At 45.4% G+C, this 17,323-nt stretch carries 18 protein-coding genes; 2 read left to right on the forward strand and 16 right to left on the reverse strand.

Annotated features, from left to right (window positions below; all coding sequences use genetic code 11):
* Window positions 1-17: 17 nt before the first annotated feature.
* From C7460_RS21760 to C7460_RS21770, 3 genes are read right to left on the reverse strand one after another with little or no spacing between them, the layout of a single operon-like run.
* Complete coding sequence (locus C7460_RS21760; protein WP_115870258.1) at window positions 18-1,046, reverse strand: hypothetical protein; 1,029 nt, start codon at window positions 1,044-1,046, stop codon at window positions 18-20.
* Window positions 1,043-1,996, reverse strand: a complete 954-nt coding sequence (locus tag C7460_RS21765; RefSeq protein ID WP_147303049.1) for a hypothetical protein — start codon at window positions 1,994-1,996, stop codon at window positions 1,043-1,045. The genes C7460_RS21760 and C7460_RS21765 overlap by 4 nt, the downstream gene beginning before the upstream one ends.
* 33 nt (window positions 1,997-2,029) lie before the next feature.
* The gene (locus tag C7460_RS21770; RefSeq protein ID WP_115870260.1) at window positions 2,030-3,805 is read right to left on the reverse strand and encodes a hypothetical protein; all 1,776 of its coding nucleotides are present in this window, start codon (window positions 3,803-3,805) and stop codon (window positions 2,030-2,032) included.
* 18 nt (window positions 3,806-3,823) lie between these two features.
* On the opposite strand from C7460_RS21770, the gene C7460_RS21775 reads away from it, so the two are divergent.
* Window positions 3,824-4,666, forward strand: coding sequence for a hypothetical protein (locus C7460_RS21775; protein WP_115870261.1), 843 nt, complete (start codon window positions 3,824-3,826; stop codon window positions 4,664-4,666).
* Here C7460_RS21775 and C7460_RS21780 read toward each other — a convergent pair.
* Genes C7460_RS21780 through C7460_RS21815 form a run of 9 tightly spaced genes read right to left on the reverse strand, consistent with a single transcriptional unit; the run spans window position 4,632 to window position 13,795 of the window.
* Window positions 4,632-6,755 (reverse strand): glycosyltransferase, encoded by a 2,124-nt coding sequence (locus C7460_RS21780; RefSeq protein WP_170148136.1) that lies wholly within the window; start codon window positions 6,753-6,755, stop codon window positions 4,632-4,634. The genes C7460_RS21775 and C7460_RS21780 overlap by 35 nt on opposite strands.
* Window positions 6,736-7,377, reverse strand: coding sequence for a hypothetical protein (locus tag C7460_RS23910; RefSeq protein WP_170148137.1), 642 nt, complete (start codon window positions 7,375-7,377; stop codon window positions 6,736-6,738). The genes C7460_RS21780 and C7460_RS23910 overlap by 20 nt, the downstream gene beginning before the upstream one ends.
* Window positions 7,374-8,270 (reverse strand): class I SAM-dependent methyltransferase, encoded by an 897-nt coding sequence (locus C7460_RS21785; RefSeq protein WP_115870263.1) that lies wholly within the window; start codon window positions 8,268-8,270, stop codon window positions 7,374-7,376. Before C7460_RS21785 ends, C7460_RS23910 begins: the two co-directional genes overlap by 4 nt.
* Entirely contained in the window at window positions 8,267-9,148 is an 882-nt protein-coding gene (locus tag C7460_RS21790) for a phytanoyl-CoA dioxygenase family protein (RefSeq protein ID WP_115870264.1), read from the reverse strand. Before C7460_RS21790 ends, C7460_RS21785 begins: the two co-directional genes overlap by 4 nt.
* Window positions 9,136-10,191 (reverse strand): phytanoyl-CoA dioxygenase family protein, encoded by a 1,056-nt coding sequence (locus tag C7460_RS21795; RefSeq protein WP_115870265.1) that lies wholly within the window; start codon window positions 10,189-10,191, stop codon window positions 9,136-9,138. Before C7460_RS21795 ends, C7460_RS21790 begins: the two co-directional genes overlap by 13 nt.
* Complete coding sequence (locus C7460_RS21800; protein WP_115870266.1) at window positions 10,175-11,143, reverse strand: phytanoyl-CoA dioxygenase family protein; 969 nt, start codon at window positions 11,141-11,143, stop codon at window positions 10,175-10,177. The genes C7460_RS21795 and C7460_RS21800 overlap by 17 nt, the downstream gene beginning before the upstream one ends.
* Window positions 11,140-11,979, reverse strand: coding sequence for a phytanoyl-CoA dioxygenase family protein (locus C7460_RS21805; protein WP_115870267.1), 840 nt, complete (start codon window positions 11,977-11,979; stop codon window positions 11,140-11,142). Before C7460_RS21805 ends, C7460_RS21800 begins: the two co-directional genes overlap by 4 nt.
* Window positions 11,964-13,043, reverse strand: coding sequence for an ABC transporter ATP-binding protein (locus tag C7460_RS21810; RefSeq protein ID WP_115870268.1), 1,080 nt, complete (start codon window positions 13,041-13,043; stop codon window positions 11,964-11,966). Before C7460_RS21810 ends, C7460_RS21805 begins: the two co-directional genes overlap by 16 nt.
* On the reverse strand, window positions 13,043-13,795 hold the full coding sequence (locus C7460_RS21815; RefSeq protein WP_221409602.1) for an ABC transporter permease: 753 nt from the start codon (window positions 13,793-13,795) through the stop codon (window positions 13,043-13,045). The genes C7460_RS21810 and C7460_RS21815 overlap by 1 nt, the downstream gene beginning before the upstream one ends.
* 69 nt (window positions 13,796-13,864) lie before the next feature.
* Here C7460_RS21815 and C7460_RS21820 point away from each other — a divergent pair, with 69 nt between their 5' ends.
* A complete protein-coding gene (locus C7460_RS21820) occupies window positions 13,865-14,719 on the forward strand; it encodes a hypothetical protein (RefSeq protein WP_115870270.1) in 855 nt (284 codons plus the stop codon).
* Here the strand turns inward: C7460_RS21820 and C7460_RS21825 are convergent.
* From C7460_RS21825 to C7460_RS24155, 4 genes are read right to left on the reverse strand one after another with little or no spacing between them, the layout of a single operon-like run.
* Window positions 14,691-15,287, reverse strand: coding sequence for a GNAT family N-acetyltransferase (locus C7460_RS21825; RefSeq protein ID WP_115870271.1), 597 nt, complete (start codon window positions 15,285-15,287; stop codon window positions 14,691-14,693). The genes C7460_RS21820 and C7460_RS21825 overlap by 29 nt on opposite strands.
* Complete coding sequence (locus C7460_RS21830; RefSeq protein ID WP_170148138.1) at window positions 15,284-15,922, reverse strand: glycosyltransferase family 2 protein; 639 nt, start codon at window positions 15,920-15,922, stop codon at window positions 15,284-15,286. Before C7460_RS21830 ends, C7460_RS21825 begins: the two co-directional genes overlap by 4 nt.
* Window positions 15,912-16,898, reverse strand: coding sequence for a 3-oxoacyl-[acyl-carrier-protein] synthase III C-terminal domain-containing protein (locus C7460_RS21835; RefSeq protein ID WP_115870273.1), 987 nt, complete (start codon window positions 16,896-16,898; stop codon window positions 15,912-15,914). The genes C7460_RS21830 and C7460_RS21835 overlap by 11 nt, the downstream gene beginning before the upstream one ends.
* Window positions 16,895-17,305, reverse strand: coding sequence for an acyl carrier protein (locus tag C7460_RS24155; RefSeq protein WP_147303051.1), 411 nt, complete (start codon window positions 17,303-17,305; stop codon window positions 16,895-16,897). The genes C7460_RS21835 and C7460_RS24155 overlap by 4 nt, the downstream gene beginning before the upstream one ends.
* Between the last annotated feature and the right edge of the window lie 18 nt (window positions 17,306-17,323).

Genomic DNA, 17,323 nt, shown 5'->3' on the forward strand with positions numbered 1-17,323 from the left:
TTCTTATCAGAGCATAATTACTCATTAAAGGTAGCTTCTTCCAAATTTACATCTACAAAACCCCAGTTTTTGTCGTTGATTGGAAGGACTTCCTTTTGGAGGTACATGTGGCGACAAGCATCATGTGCGGTGTTCCAGTCGAGCATCGGCATTTTCAAATCAAATTTGATCTTTTTCATGGGGTCCTGCAGCTCCCAGCCCGACTGATGGCTGATATGGTAGGTACACAGCTCCGGTGCAAGAATTTTTTGGCGTATGCCTTGTCCTAGCGCAGCAAACAGCGCGAGACTATCAATGTGGATGGAGTAGGCGTCTAGCTCAAAATAGCCCTGAATCTGCTCCCAGTCATCGCGGTGCATCAGGGTAAAATCACCACATGCCCAGGTATCCGCACTCTCGATCATGGTGGTCTCGGCTGACTCCATCAGCCTTTTGAGTTTAGCGATGACGAAGACGATCCCAAGGGTGAAAATGTTGTGATACCACAGCTTGCTTTGGCCGTTGAAGTTGGGGTAAAGCCTGTTTTTGCCCAGTCGCTGGAGGATGTTTTTGCGAGCAAATTTTAGCAGCTCGGGAATGGTAGCCTCGTAATTGATGTCTTTGGGGATGTCACACCGATTGCATCGGTAATAGGTGCCTTTTTGGAGTTTTTGCTTTGCCAGAAGGTCTATGAGCTTATCCGAAAAGAGTAAATCGATATTGGTGCATAAAATGAAGGGCGCTTTTGCTCTGCGTATGCCTACATTTTTGGCGGTCATTTGAAAGAGCGGAAGAATTTTACCCGTTTCGTACTGCTCATGAATGGATTTTGGTACCGTGATGATTCGCAATGTGACGGGGTTACCCTGTGGAGGCTTAGGCAAAGTGTCCGACAGCCGGGGCTTATCGGCAGGAGGATTCCACTCCACGATGATGATTTCTGTAGCTAGTTGATGGCGTCCCAGCTGGTGGTAAAGTCCACGTAAGAACACTTCCATGCGTTGGTTGAGGTCACCTCCGTGGTTATCGTTTCGGCTGGCGGCTACTATGGACAGGTAGGGCTTCATAGGTCTGTTGTCGCGTAATTTTCTTTTGGATTTCCCCAGTTGGGGGTGCTGAGCGGATTCAGCGCGTTCTGGTTCAGGTATTGCTCAATTTCGCGGTGCAAAATAGTCCACATCAGTTTCATTTCAGGGCTCTGATTGGAAAAATCATGGCGCCGGTCATGGTGCTGGTGCATGGTAGGAAAATCGACGTTTTTCACTTCGTATCCACTTCCAATCGCTTTCAAAAGAAATAAGGAGTCTACATGGGTGCTGATGATCGAGTCTTCCCAGTACCCGTCGAGGGCATGCCAAACGGACTGGTGAGCCAGGGTGAAGTCTCCAGCCGCCACAAAGTGATGGTTGAGCAAAAAGCGTTCGCTTGCTGTCCGAAGCTTCAGGGTCTTGTACAGCAGCCTGCGCAGTGGCAGGTAGGCTTTTAGGAGCGGGTAATACAGCTCGTGTGAAATCCATGCCGGTCGATGGTACATGCCTCCCTGCACGCAGTACTCGCTGGTGGTGGTTAGCATTTCATCTTCAGCGTTGGTTCGCCTGTGGATGTTGAGCCTGTCTGCGCGATATATGGCGCTTTCATCCGATAGTGAGTTTGCGAATTGGAAAAAGGCATCCGGGAAGAGCATATCGGCATTGGAAGCAAGTATGTAATCACCTGTCGCTCGTCTAATGCCGATGTTTTTGGCAGGAAATTCTCGAAATTCATTGGCGTCCCCTGGTACGGTAATGATTCGCGTAGACCAGAACGGATTTCGGGGCCAGATGGAAAGTGAAGTAAGGTTTTCCTTATCAGGAAGCGGGTGGTACTCCACCATAATGAGCTCTGTGGTAACCTTGTGCTGCTCAGCTTTTTGGGCATTCCACGCCAGGCTGGTTTCCAGACGATTGAGAAAGTCGTCACCGTAGGTGTCGTTCCTTCCACAGAGTACAATGCTGAGTTTTGGCTTACTAGTTGTCATTTTGGCTGATGGCAATATTAGCCAAGAATGCATTTACGGTAAGGACAAACGCACCAAAAACTCATGCCGCAGGGTGTCGGTATACTGATCAGGATCGAGTGGTAGTTCTAGGATGTATACGTCTACAGTGGTGACCGTATCTAATTCCGGGATGGCATTTTGCCACCGGAGCCACTGCTGCTGAATGGCCAGCGTGTCGATGGTACCTGTTTGGTCATATCGAAGAATGATTTCCGGCTCGAAACGAGAAAAGCTTTCCCACCGAAAATGGTATTTTTGGGCCAGGTCCCAAATTGCTTTTGGTGGTACAGATTTATTTGCTAGCTGGTACTCCAAAAATGAAAAGGTGGGCGGTACACGAGCGGCATAGACCGGATAGACCGAAAAGGGGTAGGAATCGATGCGGAAGATGCCACAGCTGAGGTTTGCCAACAGAAAAACGAGCGGTACCCAATAAGTATAATTTTTCCAGTCTGGACGATGATTTACAAGAGTAGCTTTTGACGAAAGTCTCAAGAACCAATCCCAAGGGATGAAAAACAGGTAAAAAGCCACGAGCCAGGTGCCGAACCCAATGTACATCAGTATGCCAATAGTTCGATGCATGAGCATGCCTCCGATGATTGCGAGCCAGCGCCAGGTTTTGTGCAAAAGCAGCCAAGGAAAACTGAGCTCGAATAGGATGACAGTGAGTCCACCGAGGTGCAGGAGCAGTGGAGTTTGGTCCACCCGCCAGCTCGGTAGCTGTTGGTAGTGCTCGAGCCACTCCAGTCTTACCTGATGAAGCATGGTATCTGCCAGTGCCCAGTCGAGACCTACGAGCCAGAGCTTGTAAAACCCCGCAAAGAAGTAAATGAGACCGAAATGGAGCCAGATGATTTTGAGGTGAAAGCCGTATTTTCCACTTGCCTTCAATTGGTTTTTTTGTCCGATGATCAAATAATCTGTAGTCGGGGCTACGGCCAAGATCCAGGCGCACCAGATCACCAGCTGATGATGCCAGAGTTTACCAAATAGGTTTGGGGCAGTGATGAGGTAAGTGATGACTACAGCATGCAGCAGGTGTATGCTTCGAAATCGGATTCCAATCATGCAGCAGATGCTCAGCGCTAAACCGATCCAGCTTAGGGTGAGGTATATTTCGTCGGTAATGGGTAGCCAGTTGACGAGCCAGCCCGGTCCGGGCAGATCGTGTCGGATAAGTCCTTCGAAATGGCCAAACTTGGGCAATACGAACAGGTAGAGGTAGCAGAGGTACCCATAAAATGAAATCCGAACGAGCGCGAGGTGCTTATTGGTGACTGGAGCGAACAGATAGCGAAGAATGGCTTGGCGGACAGATTCCAGGTTGATAAGCAGATACAGCACTCCATAGCAAACCAACCAACAAAGCGTAAGCCGGGTGAAAACCAACTGATGAACGGCGGATAGGCTGCCTACCAGATAGAAAACCAACAGGACACTCAAGGCAGCTCCCATCTGAAAAAGTGGCTCACGCCACAGCGGTTGAGGTTTTGCTACTTTGACCCAGGTAAAATACCTGGACCTGACGAGCGCTTTTCGATAGGTGATTAGTGTACCAACGATCAGTGGAATGGCTCCATATAACAGGAAACGTGACCCCAGGAAAACCAAGCAATAAAAATTTGGGTAATAAGTAGAAAGTTGCTCAGCCGAATATTCAAATATGAATAAGTGATCAAAGCAAAGCTGAATAAACCTTTGCCCCGGATTTGTGGACAATACGATAAACACCAGGGTCAGTACGACGGGCGGGATGAATGTCAGGGCTTTTCGTTTATTTAGCAACTTCTCACAGTTCGGTTTATGCAAACGAAGCTACGTATTTATTCGATTTTTTGGAGCCTGGCGCTGCTGTGCCTGGTGCCAGCCTGTGGGCCGTCCGAGTCGACTGGCATGAGGGAAGTTTTGGCTGTATCGGATAACCTAACGCCTGAAATGGAAATCACAGCGCTCCGCAGGGCGGTAGCTATGTATGGTCATCGAGGATATACGCCTGATTCCCAGCTTGGCTTTGAGGCTACGTGGAATGACTGGCAAGAGGCTGAGGTACTGTCTTTATTTGAGGCGATGGACACCAGTGATTACCACATCTCGTGTGGTCCAATGAGTTATTTGCTCAGAGATGTTTACCGCGCACTGGGCTACCCTGCGGCCACTTATAATTTTGGTTTTAGCAATACCTCTTTCACGCATGAAGTGACATTTGTGCAGCTTCCGGATGGTCGTGTGAGTTGGCAGGACGCCACGTTTAATACACAGCTATTGGGTGCAGACGGAGAATTACTCGATGCCTTTGAGTGGTTGAGCGGTGAGCGGCAGGGATCTTTTCAAGAAGACACTACATGGGTACGTTTGCTGGTGGATGCGTCGGTGCTTACAGACAGTCATTGCCAGCCTGTTTTTGTAGGGGAGCAGGTAGGAGAGCTAGCTTCGGGCGTATTGGAGTTTGATTTTCGCGTGTCTTTTTCCAGCAATGTTTATGACCCTTGCTATGGTTTTATGACAAAGCTTCATGAGGAATTGGATACTGCGATAAGCTATCATCAGCTTGCCCGTATGCGCATTTCAGACTTGTTAGGCGCTCCTGATTGGCAAGAGCGGGTGGGTCAAATTACTTTAGAGCCAGTTGATCAATCAGGTGACTGACGATCGCCATATGGTTGGCTACTTCATGATGCTTTCGAATGGCGTTAGATGCATTTGTGCCGATTTCAGCGGACAGTTTTGGTGATTCCAACAACGTAGCGATTCGATCTGCCATGGCTGAATAGTCTCCTTCTTTCACCAGAAAGCCGGTTTTTCCATCTTCAATGAGCTCCCCGATACCGGCGTGATCGGTACTAACTACAGGCAAGCCACTGGCCATGGCTTCCATGATTGCTACGGGTGTACCTTCCCGATCGCCAGTGACAGGAGCTGTAAGGCTATGCTGTACGAAAACGCTACTCCTGGTCATCATTTGATGGATTTCTTCATGACTCAGCGCTCCGGTAAATGTCACATGTTGAGCTATATTTAACGAAGTAGCCAAAGTGATGCACGTCTCTAACAGTTCGCCATCTCCCACCATGGTTAGCTGGGCGTTAGGTGCTTTTTTGAGCACTTCGGCAAACGCCAGTAGGGTTAAGTGGGGTGCTTTTGTAGTGCAAAACCTGCCGACAGCCAGTACTTCAAAAGAGGGCTCGCTCTTACGATCAGAAGCGAATTTTTCAAGCGCTACATACGCGGGCAGATAGTGGACTTTCTTTTCGGGGGCACCCAAGGCAACCAGCTTGTTGTAAATTTCTTTACTGCTGGCAAGCAGGGCGTGTACATGCTGGAAAAGCTGTAAATAGTCCGCTTTATAGCATTCTATTTGATCACGGTGATGGATGTCATAGGCATGAAAATAAGCCATCAGCGGAATTCCGGTGTTGAGGCAAACAGGCAACATGCTCACGGCCATTGGCCCAAAGTGAGCGAAGACCATTTTGGCTTTTGTTTGCCTTAAGTAGGCCTCCAGGTCTATGATCGTTTCATCCTGATCAGTTTTAGTGGGTGGATATCCGCCATGAATGAGTTTGATCCCATGGGAAAGGTGCTCTTCGTAAGCACGTACGTAGGTTTCGGAGTATTTATCCTTATTCAGATTGGCAATGATTACCGTTCCTGTCTGTTTCATTTTCTCTTGATTCGATCGCTGACGTAGGTATTCAGGGTAGTATTCTTGATAAGCTTTTGGCCGATCTTGTAAAAGCACCAAACGTCTAAAATAATAAATGATCAGGTTGACTGGTTTAGACAAAAACGATCTGATTTCAGACCAAAGATAGGTTTCTGAAGGAAGTGGGTTTGGAAAGAGAACGGCATGTACTGCCAGAAAACCAAGAAACCAGGGGTTGTAGAAGGATAGCGCCAACAACATCATATAGGGTAGGCCCAGTTTGTAAAATCGCTCAGCAGCATGTTCTCTAAAAGAATAAACCACGGGATGCTGAATGACGGTGAGCAACATTCCTAAGAAGATGGCTGTGCAAGCAAATGGTCCGAGCCAATGATATAGTAAAACTGACAAACTGAATAGCTCCGCTACAAGCAGTACAATGCATGCCATGCGTAGCTTTAGCGAATGGTATCGAGTGGCCAGCGTTTGGTGCGTATGGATGTCATTGGGTCGGTCTATTACCAGGTGATTGATGAATAGTCTAATGCCTAAAAATAGCTGCCAGAAAGCTGTAGGCACAAGGGTTTGCCAGGTGGCCGACTCACCGGCTATCAGGTAAAATGTATGTGTAGCCAGGGTAGCAGGGAGCACATGCGCATAAAATGCATCTACGATAGGGGCAAAAAATACGTGCGTTTTTAGTCGTAGAGGAGGGAAAGCATATATGCCAAAGGCGGTAAGCTCTGCCCCCAATAGCCAAAGGCTAAGCGCATTGGTAGGGAATAGAAACCACGGAGCCAGGGCAAAAAGGGTTAAACCGAGCGCTACTATGCCCTGAAAAGTCTTTGATGTGCTCAGGAAAAAGTTTGATTTGCCGTGTTCACGATCAGTTTTTTGGTCTGCCCAGTCATTACTCAGATAGCCTAGGCCTGCTATGCCAATGATGGTCACCAGGCTAAGCGTGAGCCATTTGAGGAGGTGCTGTGGTGTGATCTGCTGAGCATATACTACTCCATAAATCATAGAGAGTATGATCGGAGCCTTGTATTGCCAGGGCTCACTCAGACGCAGTTTAGACCAAAAGCGAACCATATATTTTTCTTTCGAAGGCTGTCCATAATGGGCAATTGTGGTAAAGTTCCTCCAACTGATTTCGACTGAATCGATCTGATATGCTTCTGTTGTAAGAATTACTGTTTTGTTGGAAATCCCACTGATAGGCACTGGATGGAATCGTATAAAACCTGCCCAGCGTGTCGAGCATATCAGGAATGAGTCGTTCTTGAGTCCACCAGACATCTATTGATTCTGGATGATAATAGGCCAGCGCCTCATCTGCGTGGTGTTGCTCATAACTACCAGGAGCATCCAGGGCTCCAGAAGTCATGTCACGCTTTTCATGCTTAAAATAGCCTTTGGCAAGTTCTTTGATTTCGAAATCAAAGCCTTCTTCTCGTTTTTTGAATTCTGCGAAGCTGAGTAGCCATGAAGGTAGTCTTCGGAAGGTCAGAATTTTGAGTTTGTTGGCTGTAATGTCACGATTTTCCTTTTGTGATCGTAACCAAAAGGGTTCGTGCCTACGGTAATCAGACCATTCACCACCAAGGGGATCAAGTTGTACGTCTGGAAGCTGTAGATCTTCTATTACCTTATGCACAGTATAGCCTCCAGTTTTGGCAAAATGGGTCCAGACAAAATGTGGCGAACTAATCATGAGTTTTTCTGGTGAAGTAGGTTTTGCAAAAAATAGCGGTCTTTTGCCTCTTCCATGTTGAAGGCTGGTTTATAAAGCATCACTTCAAAAAAATCTACTGGAAAAACGTACTTTGAGAAGTCATGAATGGGACAAATCCCCGTCAGTTCCTGGAATTTGTTGGAGATGGTTAGGTCTTCAAATTGATCAAGCGGGATATCCAGTGTTTGGATGAATTTGATTACGAACCCTTGTTTTCTGGCTATGTCCATGAGCTTGTTGAGGTCTGCTACGTCGTAGTGATAGTGCGAATTGATTCTTTCGATTTCGCGATCAATTTTGCGTTGGTCTTTAGACTCGGGAGCTATTCTTCTAAAAAGATCTTTGATATATACCTCCCCGCCCGGTTTGAGTACGTTCCAGACGGCATCCAATAGCTGCTTTTTGGAAGTACTATGCCCAAAAGACTCCAGGAAATATACCCGGTCAAAGGATGCTGAAGGGAAATACTTATCCACTTCGTGATAATCAAGCACTTCGAAGTGCAGGTTTTCTGCATCTTTAGATAGCTGTTTAGCAGCAGCAATTTGCTTTTTGGAAACACTGATGCCGTGGATAGTAGCTCCGGATTTACTCGCAAAAAATCGCGCGGGTTTGCCTACACCACACCCCGCATCCAGTACGGTCATCTCCTGGGTAATACCTATTTGTTTGAGTTCATAAGTCAGAATATCAGCAATGTCATGCGTACGGAAGGCCTGTATCAGTTCACCATAGACCTCCAGGAAGGCTTCATGATGTTGGTCATAAAATGCACCTACCTTATCACTGTGCTTTTTAGGCAGCAGGTAGTTGTAGTACACTTCACGCAAGATGTTGGCCGGTGTGTAGGTCTTGAAAAATGCTTTTATCATGACTTAAAAAGTCGGTTTAATCGGTGCAGTAAGGCTGTCCAAGAGCTTTGCGCTGGTAATTTATCATCAAATGAAGATTCGGTTATCGGCTGATTGTTGTTTTGTTCAATATATGCCGGCTGAAGTCCATCCGGAATATCTCCAGAAACTAACTTTAGAATGCCATTTAGATAGTTGTCTTTGCTGAAAAAGTATACCGCCGTTTCTTCTTCTGATAGCTTATGATAATACGTAAGCTTGGCCTCAGAATTCATGACCCGTGCTGTCGCTACGATTCTGGGTTGTTGACTGGAGTTGGGATAGGAGCCATGAAAAAGTTGATCAGAGTACAGCACCACCTGGCCTGCTTTTACCTCCAGGTTTTTTGTGAATCGACGATTTTTGGTAGTGGTTTCGATTCGGGGTGCGGGCAAGCTCCCTGATCTACGATTCTGAAAAAAATGATGACTCCCAGGTACTACAAAAAGTCCACCATTGGTTTTGCTGGTGTCTTGCAACGGACACCAAAGAAAGAGGGTTTCATACTTGTCTTCCTCCACGATACTCCAGTCTTGATGTAGCGGCAAAAAGTTTTCGCTCCTTTCTGGTTTTACCATGTAGGTGCCTCCATACAACTTGTAATTTTCAAAAAACTTATCCGAATGGCGTTCAAAATAGGTTTTCAGATGACCGTTGATGAGATCATTGGTTTCATTGCTATTGTTTCTGCTGCTTTCGTAGAGCGCTTCCTTGTGGTAATTGGAGACATGCTCAAAGAAATAATCACGCATCTCTGCGATCTCCTGTTTCTCGAAATAGTCAATGATCAAAAAACCGTCACGATTAAATTGTTCGCGCTGGGTAGGGTCCTTTAAGGTGCTTTGTATCATCTCAACCATTTGCCTATTCGCATTTTAGCTTCTCTGTAAATATTGATAGGAGTGTAAGTCTCAAAGAACGTCCGATTGTCTATCCATTCACTTTCTTCAGGTGCTGTTTCGGTTACTGAGTCATCAGTTGCTTGCTCAATTGGTTGGCCAAAATGCTTACCCAGATTGAGTGAATAGTTGTTTTTTACATTACCATGTGTAGCAATGGAGGCAAGCAATTTTTCTTCAGAGGGGTAGCTTTCCCGGTTGACGGGGACTCTACCTGTTACTTCTACTCCATTGGGTAATTTGCTTACCTGGTAAAGTTGATACAGGTCGTCATTGTTGTAAGTCATATAAAATGACTCATTCACCCGGAGTTGTAGCAGCTCTTTTTCATTTTCTGGATTGAGAAAATAATGGTGCAGCGGAGCATCTGCAGGAGTGATGCCGATTCCTACTGCTAAGCGCGGAAAAGAGCCACTATTCGGCAGTGCTGCGTGTATAGTTTTGTTATTGAAAATGAGTGCCTCACCAGCTTTTACAGTTTCGAAGGTGAGATGCTCAAAGATGATTGGCTCTTTACCCATGGCGGGTGTGGGTACGGCAGGTGAGGGGCTACCAATCGGAAAGTCTAGAAATTTGTGGCTTCCTTTTAAGAATCCCAGTGTTCCATTTTCTGGCCCAATGTCTAATAGACTGATCCATACCGTAGCGGAGACTGCTGAGGTGCCATGCGCCACGAAAATCCAATCCTGATGGGGGAAGGTGTATTTTTGATCATCTGCAGCTTTGATGAGATAACCGCCAAGGTGGATTTTGTAGTTAGATACGTGCTCAGATAGTGCAGGCGCGACTACCGATCGGACATAATCCGTAATTTTTTGCTTTCTAGATGCTTCTTCCTCCAGTGAGACATACATGCCATAGTCGGTGTTCTTGACTTCTTCTGCCATTATGAAATCTTTGGCGAAGGCTGTCAGATCTGTAATTGCGTCAGGTGACAGAAGTTGCAGTTTGCAGTACCCGTCCTGATCAAACTGTCGCTGGGTGGCTTTATCGTTGAAATGCATTCGAGAGCTTATTTTTTAACTTTTTGATCCAATTGGAAGATGTTTCGCTGTGTTGGGTTGCACCAATTGTTAAACCATTTTTCTGAATAGATGCAAGGTAGTTTTTGAGTTTGACTGGATCCATTGGCTTCCATACTGGAGCTATTCTGGAAATCACCGGATAACCCTCTGGTAGCCTTCCATCATTGTAATATTCGTCAGCACTTTCTATGGTGTAGTCGTGAAAAAAAGCACGATCTACTTCAAGTTGGATCAATTCATCCTTACCCGAAGCTTTGCTATATAAATAGTGGTAAAGTGGCGCCTCGGGAGGAGATAGCGTGAGTGCGTAGGCTATACGTGGCTTTGAACTGGTGTTAGGAGATGCTGCATGCACGGTTCGGTTGTCAAATACAAATGCCTCTCCTGGTTCGACGCGTTGGAAATCCAAATGATCATATAATTGAAATTCATGACCAGAAGTACCTGATTTCATGATGGTGACAGGTGTCCCTACTGGGTATTTATTGAAAAGAGAAACACTTTCCGGGGCGAAACCCAAAGTGCTTTGCTCTAGATCTATAGGCATGAGCGCTATCCAGACGGTTACCGATCGGTAATTTCCATGATCTACGAAGGTCCAATCCTGATGAGGGTAAGTGTATCCGTTCGGGTCAGGGTTTTTGACCAAAAAACCACCCAGGTGAGTCTTGTAAGAAAGAAAATATGACTCCAGCTCCTCACGCAGTAATTCCTCCACACGTTGCTCAATGGCGAGGCTTTTTTCTGTACTCCATTCTTCCAGGGTGACATAGAGTCCATATTTTGAATTGTGAGCCGTTTCATTGGTCATTTCAGCCGAGTATACATCCAGGAGTGTCTTGACTTTTTCGTTATCAATCAAACGAATCTTTAGATATCCCTTTTCACTCAGCTCGTTTTCAAACTGGTCTTCCTTAAAAATTCGATTCATTGACTGACAAGATTTTGTACATCATCAAGTTCTTCAGGGTTTTCATAGTCAATGGTATGGAGCGTTGGCCTATTCATTATTTCTTCAGACCAGAAACCATGTTTCAAGGTGTATTCTCTGTCGATTTCCTTAGCGTGTACAGCATCCTCAGTCGCATCATAGATGTAAAGCAGTGAGGGTGCTTCTATAGGTTTGAGTACAGACTGAATGGCATATCGTGTTTGGGTGGTTGTATTTGGGGTGGAGAAGTGTATGGTTCTATGGTCGAAAATCAGACATTCTCCGGCATTTACAGTCACTGGTTGTGCTTTTGGTATAAGCACCTCATTGAATCTGGTAAACGAAAAAGGTAGATTTGGTCCGCGAAACAGGTTTTTTACTCTGTGGCTACCTTTGATGAAGTGCAAGCCTCCATTTTCTGGTGCTGTATCTGAGAGCGGACACCACAGGTTGAAGCCTGTAAAGTTCCTTTCGTCTACCAGATTGAAATCCTGATGACACTCCAATACTCCATCTCCAGGGTATTTGATCATAAAATTGCTGTAAAAACTTTCATAGTCCACCAGAATTTTGGACAGCTTTTCATTTACAATCCCTGAGATCAATTGATCACATGCTCTTTTGAAGGCTTCATCAGTATCGAAAATTGAAATGTAATAATTGAGGCCTTTAGCAAAATCAATGACGGGTCTTTGGTTTTGGAGGTTTTTGCTGGCAAATTGGAGTAGCTCCATAAGTTCGTCCTTGTCGAGGAGACCAATTTTGATGACCCCAAGCTCCTTGAAAGCCTTATCCAATTTGGGATTAAGAAAAAGTTGTTTCACTTGAGTTTCCATCCAAGGTTGGTTTTGATTTTTCCACTGAATAGTTGGTTATTTTGAGCATCATCAGTCACCCTAAAAAAAGTCAAATTTCGAATCTGATGCACCTGTTTTTCGATGTGCAAATAAAAAGAGAGGGTATAAATTCCTTGATTGAGAAAATTTGCAGGGATCGTTACTGCTAAAACATGATTTCCGATACCGGGAGTACTCCAGTCATTGGCGGTTGCCGTGGAGACTGAAAAGATCGGAATGCTTTGTTGGTCTTGAATATGAACGGTTACCTGAAAGTTTTGGAGTGGCTTTGCGATATGTAGATCCAACCTAATTTCGAGAGGTTCATTCCCTGTGACCACCGAGTCAGGTTGCAGGACTAGATCATTTATGACCACATCTTCGAGCCGGTGGGGTAGGTCATGTGGTTTGTTGAATGCGCTGGATAAGTAGTCTCCTATTATATCTTCGGATACGTCTCCTAAAACTACTTTTTGCTCATTCAACCACAATACCCGTGAGCAATGATTGGTGATTTCGCTCATGTTATGACTCACCATCAAGATGATTTTTCCCTTATCAGAAAGTTCCTCTATGGTTCTCAGGCATTTTTGTTGGAAGGGAGCGTCACCTACCGAAAGGATCTCATCAAAAAGATAAATGTCTGCGTCGAGAGCCAAAGCAATACCAAACGCCAACCGCATGTACATGCCATTGCTGTAGTTTTTCACAGGCTGGTCCAACCAGTCGCCGAGTTCGGTGAAGGCAACCAACTGCTCATATTTCGCCTGTAGCTCCCTTTTGCCTATTCCCAGGATGCCTCCTTTGAGAAAGTAATTAGCTTTTCCTGTCAAATCAGGGTGTATGCCGCTGCCTATCTCCAACAGGCTCGAGAGCGCACCCTCATAAGATACCTCACCAGCAGTTGGCGCTACAATCCCTGAGATGATTTTCAGTAATGTGGATTTGCCACACCCATTAGCTCCGATAATACCGATGACATCTCCTGCCTCGGCCTGAAAGGAGACGTCCTTGAGTACCGAAAAGTTTCCGTATATTTTTGATATGTTGTTGACATTCAGCATTAGAGGTGGTCAGTCATTTCTTTGTCAAAAGATTTAAACCGGTATAAACCTAGTAGCAGGAGCACGCCTGTAATAGCCAGGGGCCACCAGATCAGAGCGGGTATCGGATCGCCGAATAGTGCAAACCTGAAAAGCAAAATCACACCGGTCATGGGATTTAACAGGACGATGGTTTGCAACCAGTTTGGGAGACTACTCATGGTAAAGAATACAGGTGTTAACCAAATGCCAAAGTTTCCCAGATAGGGGAGAATATGTAACAGATCTCGTCTCCTGATGGCCAGCTGACTGATCCATACCGGAAGCGCCAGGCTCACTAAAACAAGTGTGAGGATTGCTACGGGCAGTGCAATAAGCTGGACTGATATATGTCCTGAGATGCCTAGAAAGATTAACAAAATGCCCATTCCCAAACTCATTTCTAGTAACCCTACAGCTACCTTGGTCAGCGGTAGCAATAGTTTGGGAAACGCCACCTTGCGCACCAAATCCTGGTGCTGAATCAGGCTGCCTGACCCATGGTGCAAAGCATGACTAAATAGTTGCCAGGGTAAAACCCCTGAGAACACATACAAAGCATAATTGTACCCCAGGCTCTCAAACTGAAATACAAATCTGAAAAATATGGAGTAGACTAATAAGGCTGTGAGTGGCTGCACCAGCGCCCAAATAATGCCCAGGAAAGATTGAGCATATTTTATTTGAATGTCTCGTATGATCAGGGCTTTCAGCATGGCCAAATGAGCTACCATTAGCTGAAAATATTGGCCTGTTGTGTAGCTTTGAGCAGAAACCCGGGTTACTTTTTTTTGGACATTTAAATGCATCTAAAGCTTCTTCATTTCATAAACCCTTACTATTCAGAGGATTCCAGGCAGTCCCGAATACAGGAGCTGACACTAAGGAGCATGCAAGCTGCTGCAAAACAGGCGCCTGATACCTTGCAGGTGCAATTGGCCGCTGTGAGGCTGGCAGGTGATCAGCTAGCATTGCCCAAAGATATCACCGAACTTCAGAATCTAAATCGTACTGTTCTGGACATTCGGGACTTTCGTCGAAAAGTACCTTATACACTGATTGATGATCTGCTGAACTCAGCCTTGCAGCAAGAGGCAGATTTCTACTGCTATACCAATATGGACATTATTCTTCAGCCGAATTTTTATCAATTTGTGGCTGCAAAACTGGAAGCAGGCCACGATGCGCTCATCATCAATCGGCGAAGAATTGACGATGCGTTTTTGGATAAACCTCTAGAGGAAATTTATGAAGAGCCTGGTTTGAAGCATCCTGGCTTTGACTGCTTTATATTTTCGAAGGCCATAGCTCAGCAGATGATTTTATCCACTATCTGTGTGGGCGTACCGTTCGTTGGAGTATCCCTGGCACACAATCTTTTTGCGCAAGCCAACAACCTGGGGTTTTATGATGATCAGCACCTTACCAAGCACGTGGGACTGGAGGTAATGCCTCCACAAGACCCGGAGTACTACTGGCACAACCGCAAGGCATTCTTCCAGCAAGTGCTTCCGAAACTCAAGCCAGACCTCAAAGTAGCCAAAATCCCTTACGGCGATAGACCATTAGTGATTCGTTTGTGGAAGTGGGCAACAAATCCATCATTGTTTACCTGGGTCAATTGCAAACTTATGATTCGGGAATGGTGGCGGAGATGAAGAGCCCCTCTTGATTGGCTGCTAGTCCTGTTGCCTGATAGCTTTGCTGAAAGCGTAAAAAATGTGGGTGGTTTGCTGTGGCTAAAAAACTCTCCCGGGTGCAAACAAGCCTGGTAAAGGAGGAATTGGTGTCGGTTTGAGAATGGTAGCCGAGCGACCGGTTGTAATTCAGCGCAGCCTCATTGGTTTTTTTTACCTTGGCAGTTAAAGTTTTGATTTTCAGGAAATTGAAAGCTAAATCAAGAAGCGGTAAGGAGGCCAGGTAGGGGATAGGTGTTCGCCAAAAGGACGGTTTAGCGATATACAAACCACTATCGGCTGTATGGGTGGATGTGTTTAGGTTTTGGATTTGAATCAGGCCTATTGCTTCGGAGGCATAGCTGATTTTGAAAAAATAGTTCAGTTTGGGGTCCAGTGAGTCAAACCACTGCTTTTGCGCTTCAGCGCTGATGTGTTGCTGATACTCCATTTGGCTCCTGATTTCAGGTTTATTACGCCAGCTTCTGAGTAGTTCCAAATCATCCGCTGTTATGCGCTCCAGAGATATACGGTTTCCTGTGATGATCATGAGCCCAAGAGTTTTGTGAACAGCTTCACTCTTCTGCGGAGGCTGTAGCGACTTGCCAGGTTGGGGCGAAATCCTGCAACCGGAATGAAAATCGTTTTTTCCGAATGTTTCAGCAAATGAGTGTCCAGGTATCCATCCAGAGTGTCTTTATTGATGGATTTGATCAAGCCGGATGAGATCAGTCGAGTGGAGGAGCCGGCTATCTGCTGATTGAATTTCAAGGACATCCATTTACTCACGAGCCATGATCCTATTCGCGAAAGTACGTTTCCATCTCGACTGTATTGCGCATAAGCCAGTTCCGCATTCTGTAGAATTCCTTCTTTTATGAACTGATGAATCGCGGCTGGCGAAAGAGGGAGGTCATCATCAATCGTTAGCACAAAATCTGAGTTGGAGGCCTTGATCCCGACCCATGTGGCATGATGCTGTCCCCGATTCTCCTGCAGTCTGATCAACTCAATGAATCGGTGCTTGCGGACTTCATCAGCCGTTAGATCGGCGCTTCCGTCATCGACTACAATGATTTGTTTGAAAATTGAAAGATCTTTCAACTCATCTAAAGTATTCGAAATCCATTCTTGTGCATTGTAGGCAGGGATTACGACGGCTATTGTAGGTTGATCAGATTTCACAAATTCCAAAGTGATGGACGGGGGAAAGGTTTAGGTATGCGCCTCCCCATGATAATCCAGTTCCAAAACCACACAAAACGATATTGCATCGGCTCTTTTGTAATCTATCATTCATGCTCATGGTCAAAGGTATCGTGGCACTGCTGGTATTTCCGTATTTGCTTAACGATTCCGGGCATTTTTCTTCGGGCAGATGGAGCTTTTTGCGAATGGTATCATTGATGATTTTGCTTGCCTGATGGAAGAGGTAAGCATCTGCCGTGGGCTTTTGACTTAAAAAATCTTGCAGTCCGGGTACTACTGTTTTGAGTCCAAAACTCAGAATTTTGTGACCATCTAATCTAAGTGTAGCTGATCCATCGAATGGACGGATGCCATCGTCAGCTTGCATGGCAATGGCCTCACGCCCTTCTGCCTGATTTGCTAATACAAAGTCCCATTGATCATCCCCTCCCTGACTCACAAGAGTAGCTGAGACAGCATCCGAAAACAGTGGGACCGTTCCTGAGTCTTCATTAGCCAATATTCTACTTGAAAAATCTCCGGTGATCAATAGACCTTTTTTATTTGGTAGCCCGTTGAGTAGTTGAGATATAGTATACAGTCCATGGACAAAGCCCGAACAGCCCATATTCACCTCTAACGTTAGACAAGCTTCAGGTAGTTTTAAAGCACTTTGAATGCTAATGGCAGTGTTGGGTACTTGCTGATCTCCTGTTTGAGTAACTAAAACTAATACACCAATTTCAGTTGAAGGCGTATGTGTCTTTTCGAGAAGGTTTTTTGCAGCTGTAGTGGCATAGCTTGCCAGGCTCGCGGTGGCAGAGGTAACTCTTCGTTCATTGATGCCAACAGCCGAAATTAGTCGATCTTTAAGGCGGAGATCTAACCAGTCAATATCCTCGTTAAAAGTCTTTTTGGCAGGTATGGCTGTTACAATACCTTCTATAGATTTCGATGTGATTTTTAAATTCATGAGGCATTCTTTGCCAAACACAAATTAAAGAGGTCTTGAATAGAATTGGCCTCTTTTAGCTGTTCAACTTCTATCAAAAAACCAAACTGCTGGTCAATTTCAGTGATTATGATCAGTGATACCAGCGAACTCCAGCCTCCATGGTTTTTAAAGGCCGTATCGGAATTGATATTCTCGTCAATTAATTCTTTTTGGAAGATCTTAACGAATTTTTCCAGATTTTTCATGACCGACAAATATAGAGAAGGGTGGGAACAGACAAGGGCCTTTTCGACGAGAAAGGGCTTTGGAGCGAGAAAAAACGTACCGTCATTTTTAATGGAAATACACAGTAAAATCTTATCGGCAAAATTGCATTGTTTGGCGAAAAAGTTGTCAGAATCCTCGCGCGCATGAGTTAGTTTCACCGACGATTAACAACTGCT

It is taken from the genome of Marinoscillum furvescens DSM 4134, from assembly GCF_003386095.1.
GTDB classification, from domain to species: Bacteria; Bacteroidota; Bacteroidia; order Cytophagales; family Cyclobacteriaceae; genus Marinoscillum; species Marinoscillum furvescens.

Bases quoted from the DNA above. Each gene is read 5' to 3' on its own strand.
- C7460_RS21825 (WP_115870271.1), bottom strand. From the start codon at position 15,287: ATGATCATCACAGGAAACCGTATATCTCTGGAGCGCATAACAGCGGAT.
- C7460_RS21780 (WP_170148136.1), bottom strand. From the start codon at position 6,755: ATGGTTCGCTTTTGGTCTAAACTGCGTCTGAGTGAGCCCTGGCAATAC.
- C7460_RS23910 (WP_170148137.1), bottom strand. From the start codon at position 7,377: ATGATTAGTTCGCCACATTTTGTCTGGACCCATTTTGCCAAAACTGGA.
- C7460_RS21805 (WP_115870267.1), bottom strand. From the start codon at position 11,979: ATGGAAACTCAAGTGAAACAACTTTTTCTTAATCCCAAATTGGATAAG.
- C7460_RS21800 (WP_115870266.1), bottom strand. From the start codon at position 11,143: ATGAATCGAATTTTTAAGGAAGACCAGTTTGAAAACGAGCTGAGTGAA.
- C7460_RS21820 (WP_115870270.1), top strand. From the start codon at position 13,865: ATGCATCTAAAGCTTCTTCATTTCATAAACCCTTACTATTCAGAGGAT.
- C7460_RS21795 (WP_115870265.1), bottom strand. From the start codon at position 10,191: ATGCATTTCAACGATAAAGCCACCCAGCGACAGTTTGATCAGGACGGG.
- C7460_RS21765 (WP_147303049.1), bottom strand. From the start codon at position 1,996: ATGACAACTAGTAAGCCAAAACTCAGCATTGTACTCTGTGGAAGGAAC.
- C7460_RS21775 (WP_115870261.1), top strand. From the start codon at position 3,824: ATGCAAACGAAGCTACGTATTTATTCGATTTTTTGGAGCCTGGCGCTG.
- C7460_RS21760 (WP_115870258.1), bottom strand. From the start codon at position 1,046: ATGAAGCCCTACCTGTCCATAGTAGCCGCCAGCCGAAACGATAACCAC.
- C7460_RS21815 (WP_221409602.1), bottom strand. From the start codon at position 13,795: ATGGTAGCTCATTTGGCCATGCTGAAAGCCCTGATCATACGAGACATT.
- C7460_RS21835 (WP_115870273.1), bottom strand. From the start codon at position 16,898: ATGAATTTAAAAATCACATCGAAATCTATAGAAGGTATTGTAACAGCC.
- C7460_RS21785 (WP_115870263.1), bottom strand. From the start codon at position 8,270: ATGATAAAAGCATTTTTCAAGACCTACACACCGGCCAACATCTTGCGT.
- C7460_RS21790 (WP_115870264.1), bottom strand. From the start codon at position 9,148: ATGGTTGAGATGATACAAAGCACCTTAAAGGACCCTACCCAGCGCGAA.
- C7460_RS21810 (WP_115870268.1), bottom strand. From the start codon at position 13,043: ATGCTGAATGTCAACAACATATCAAAAATATACGGAAACTTTTCGGTA.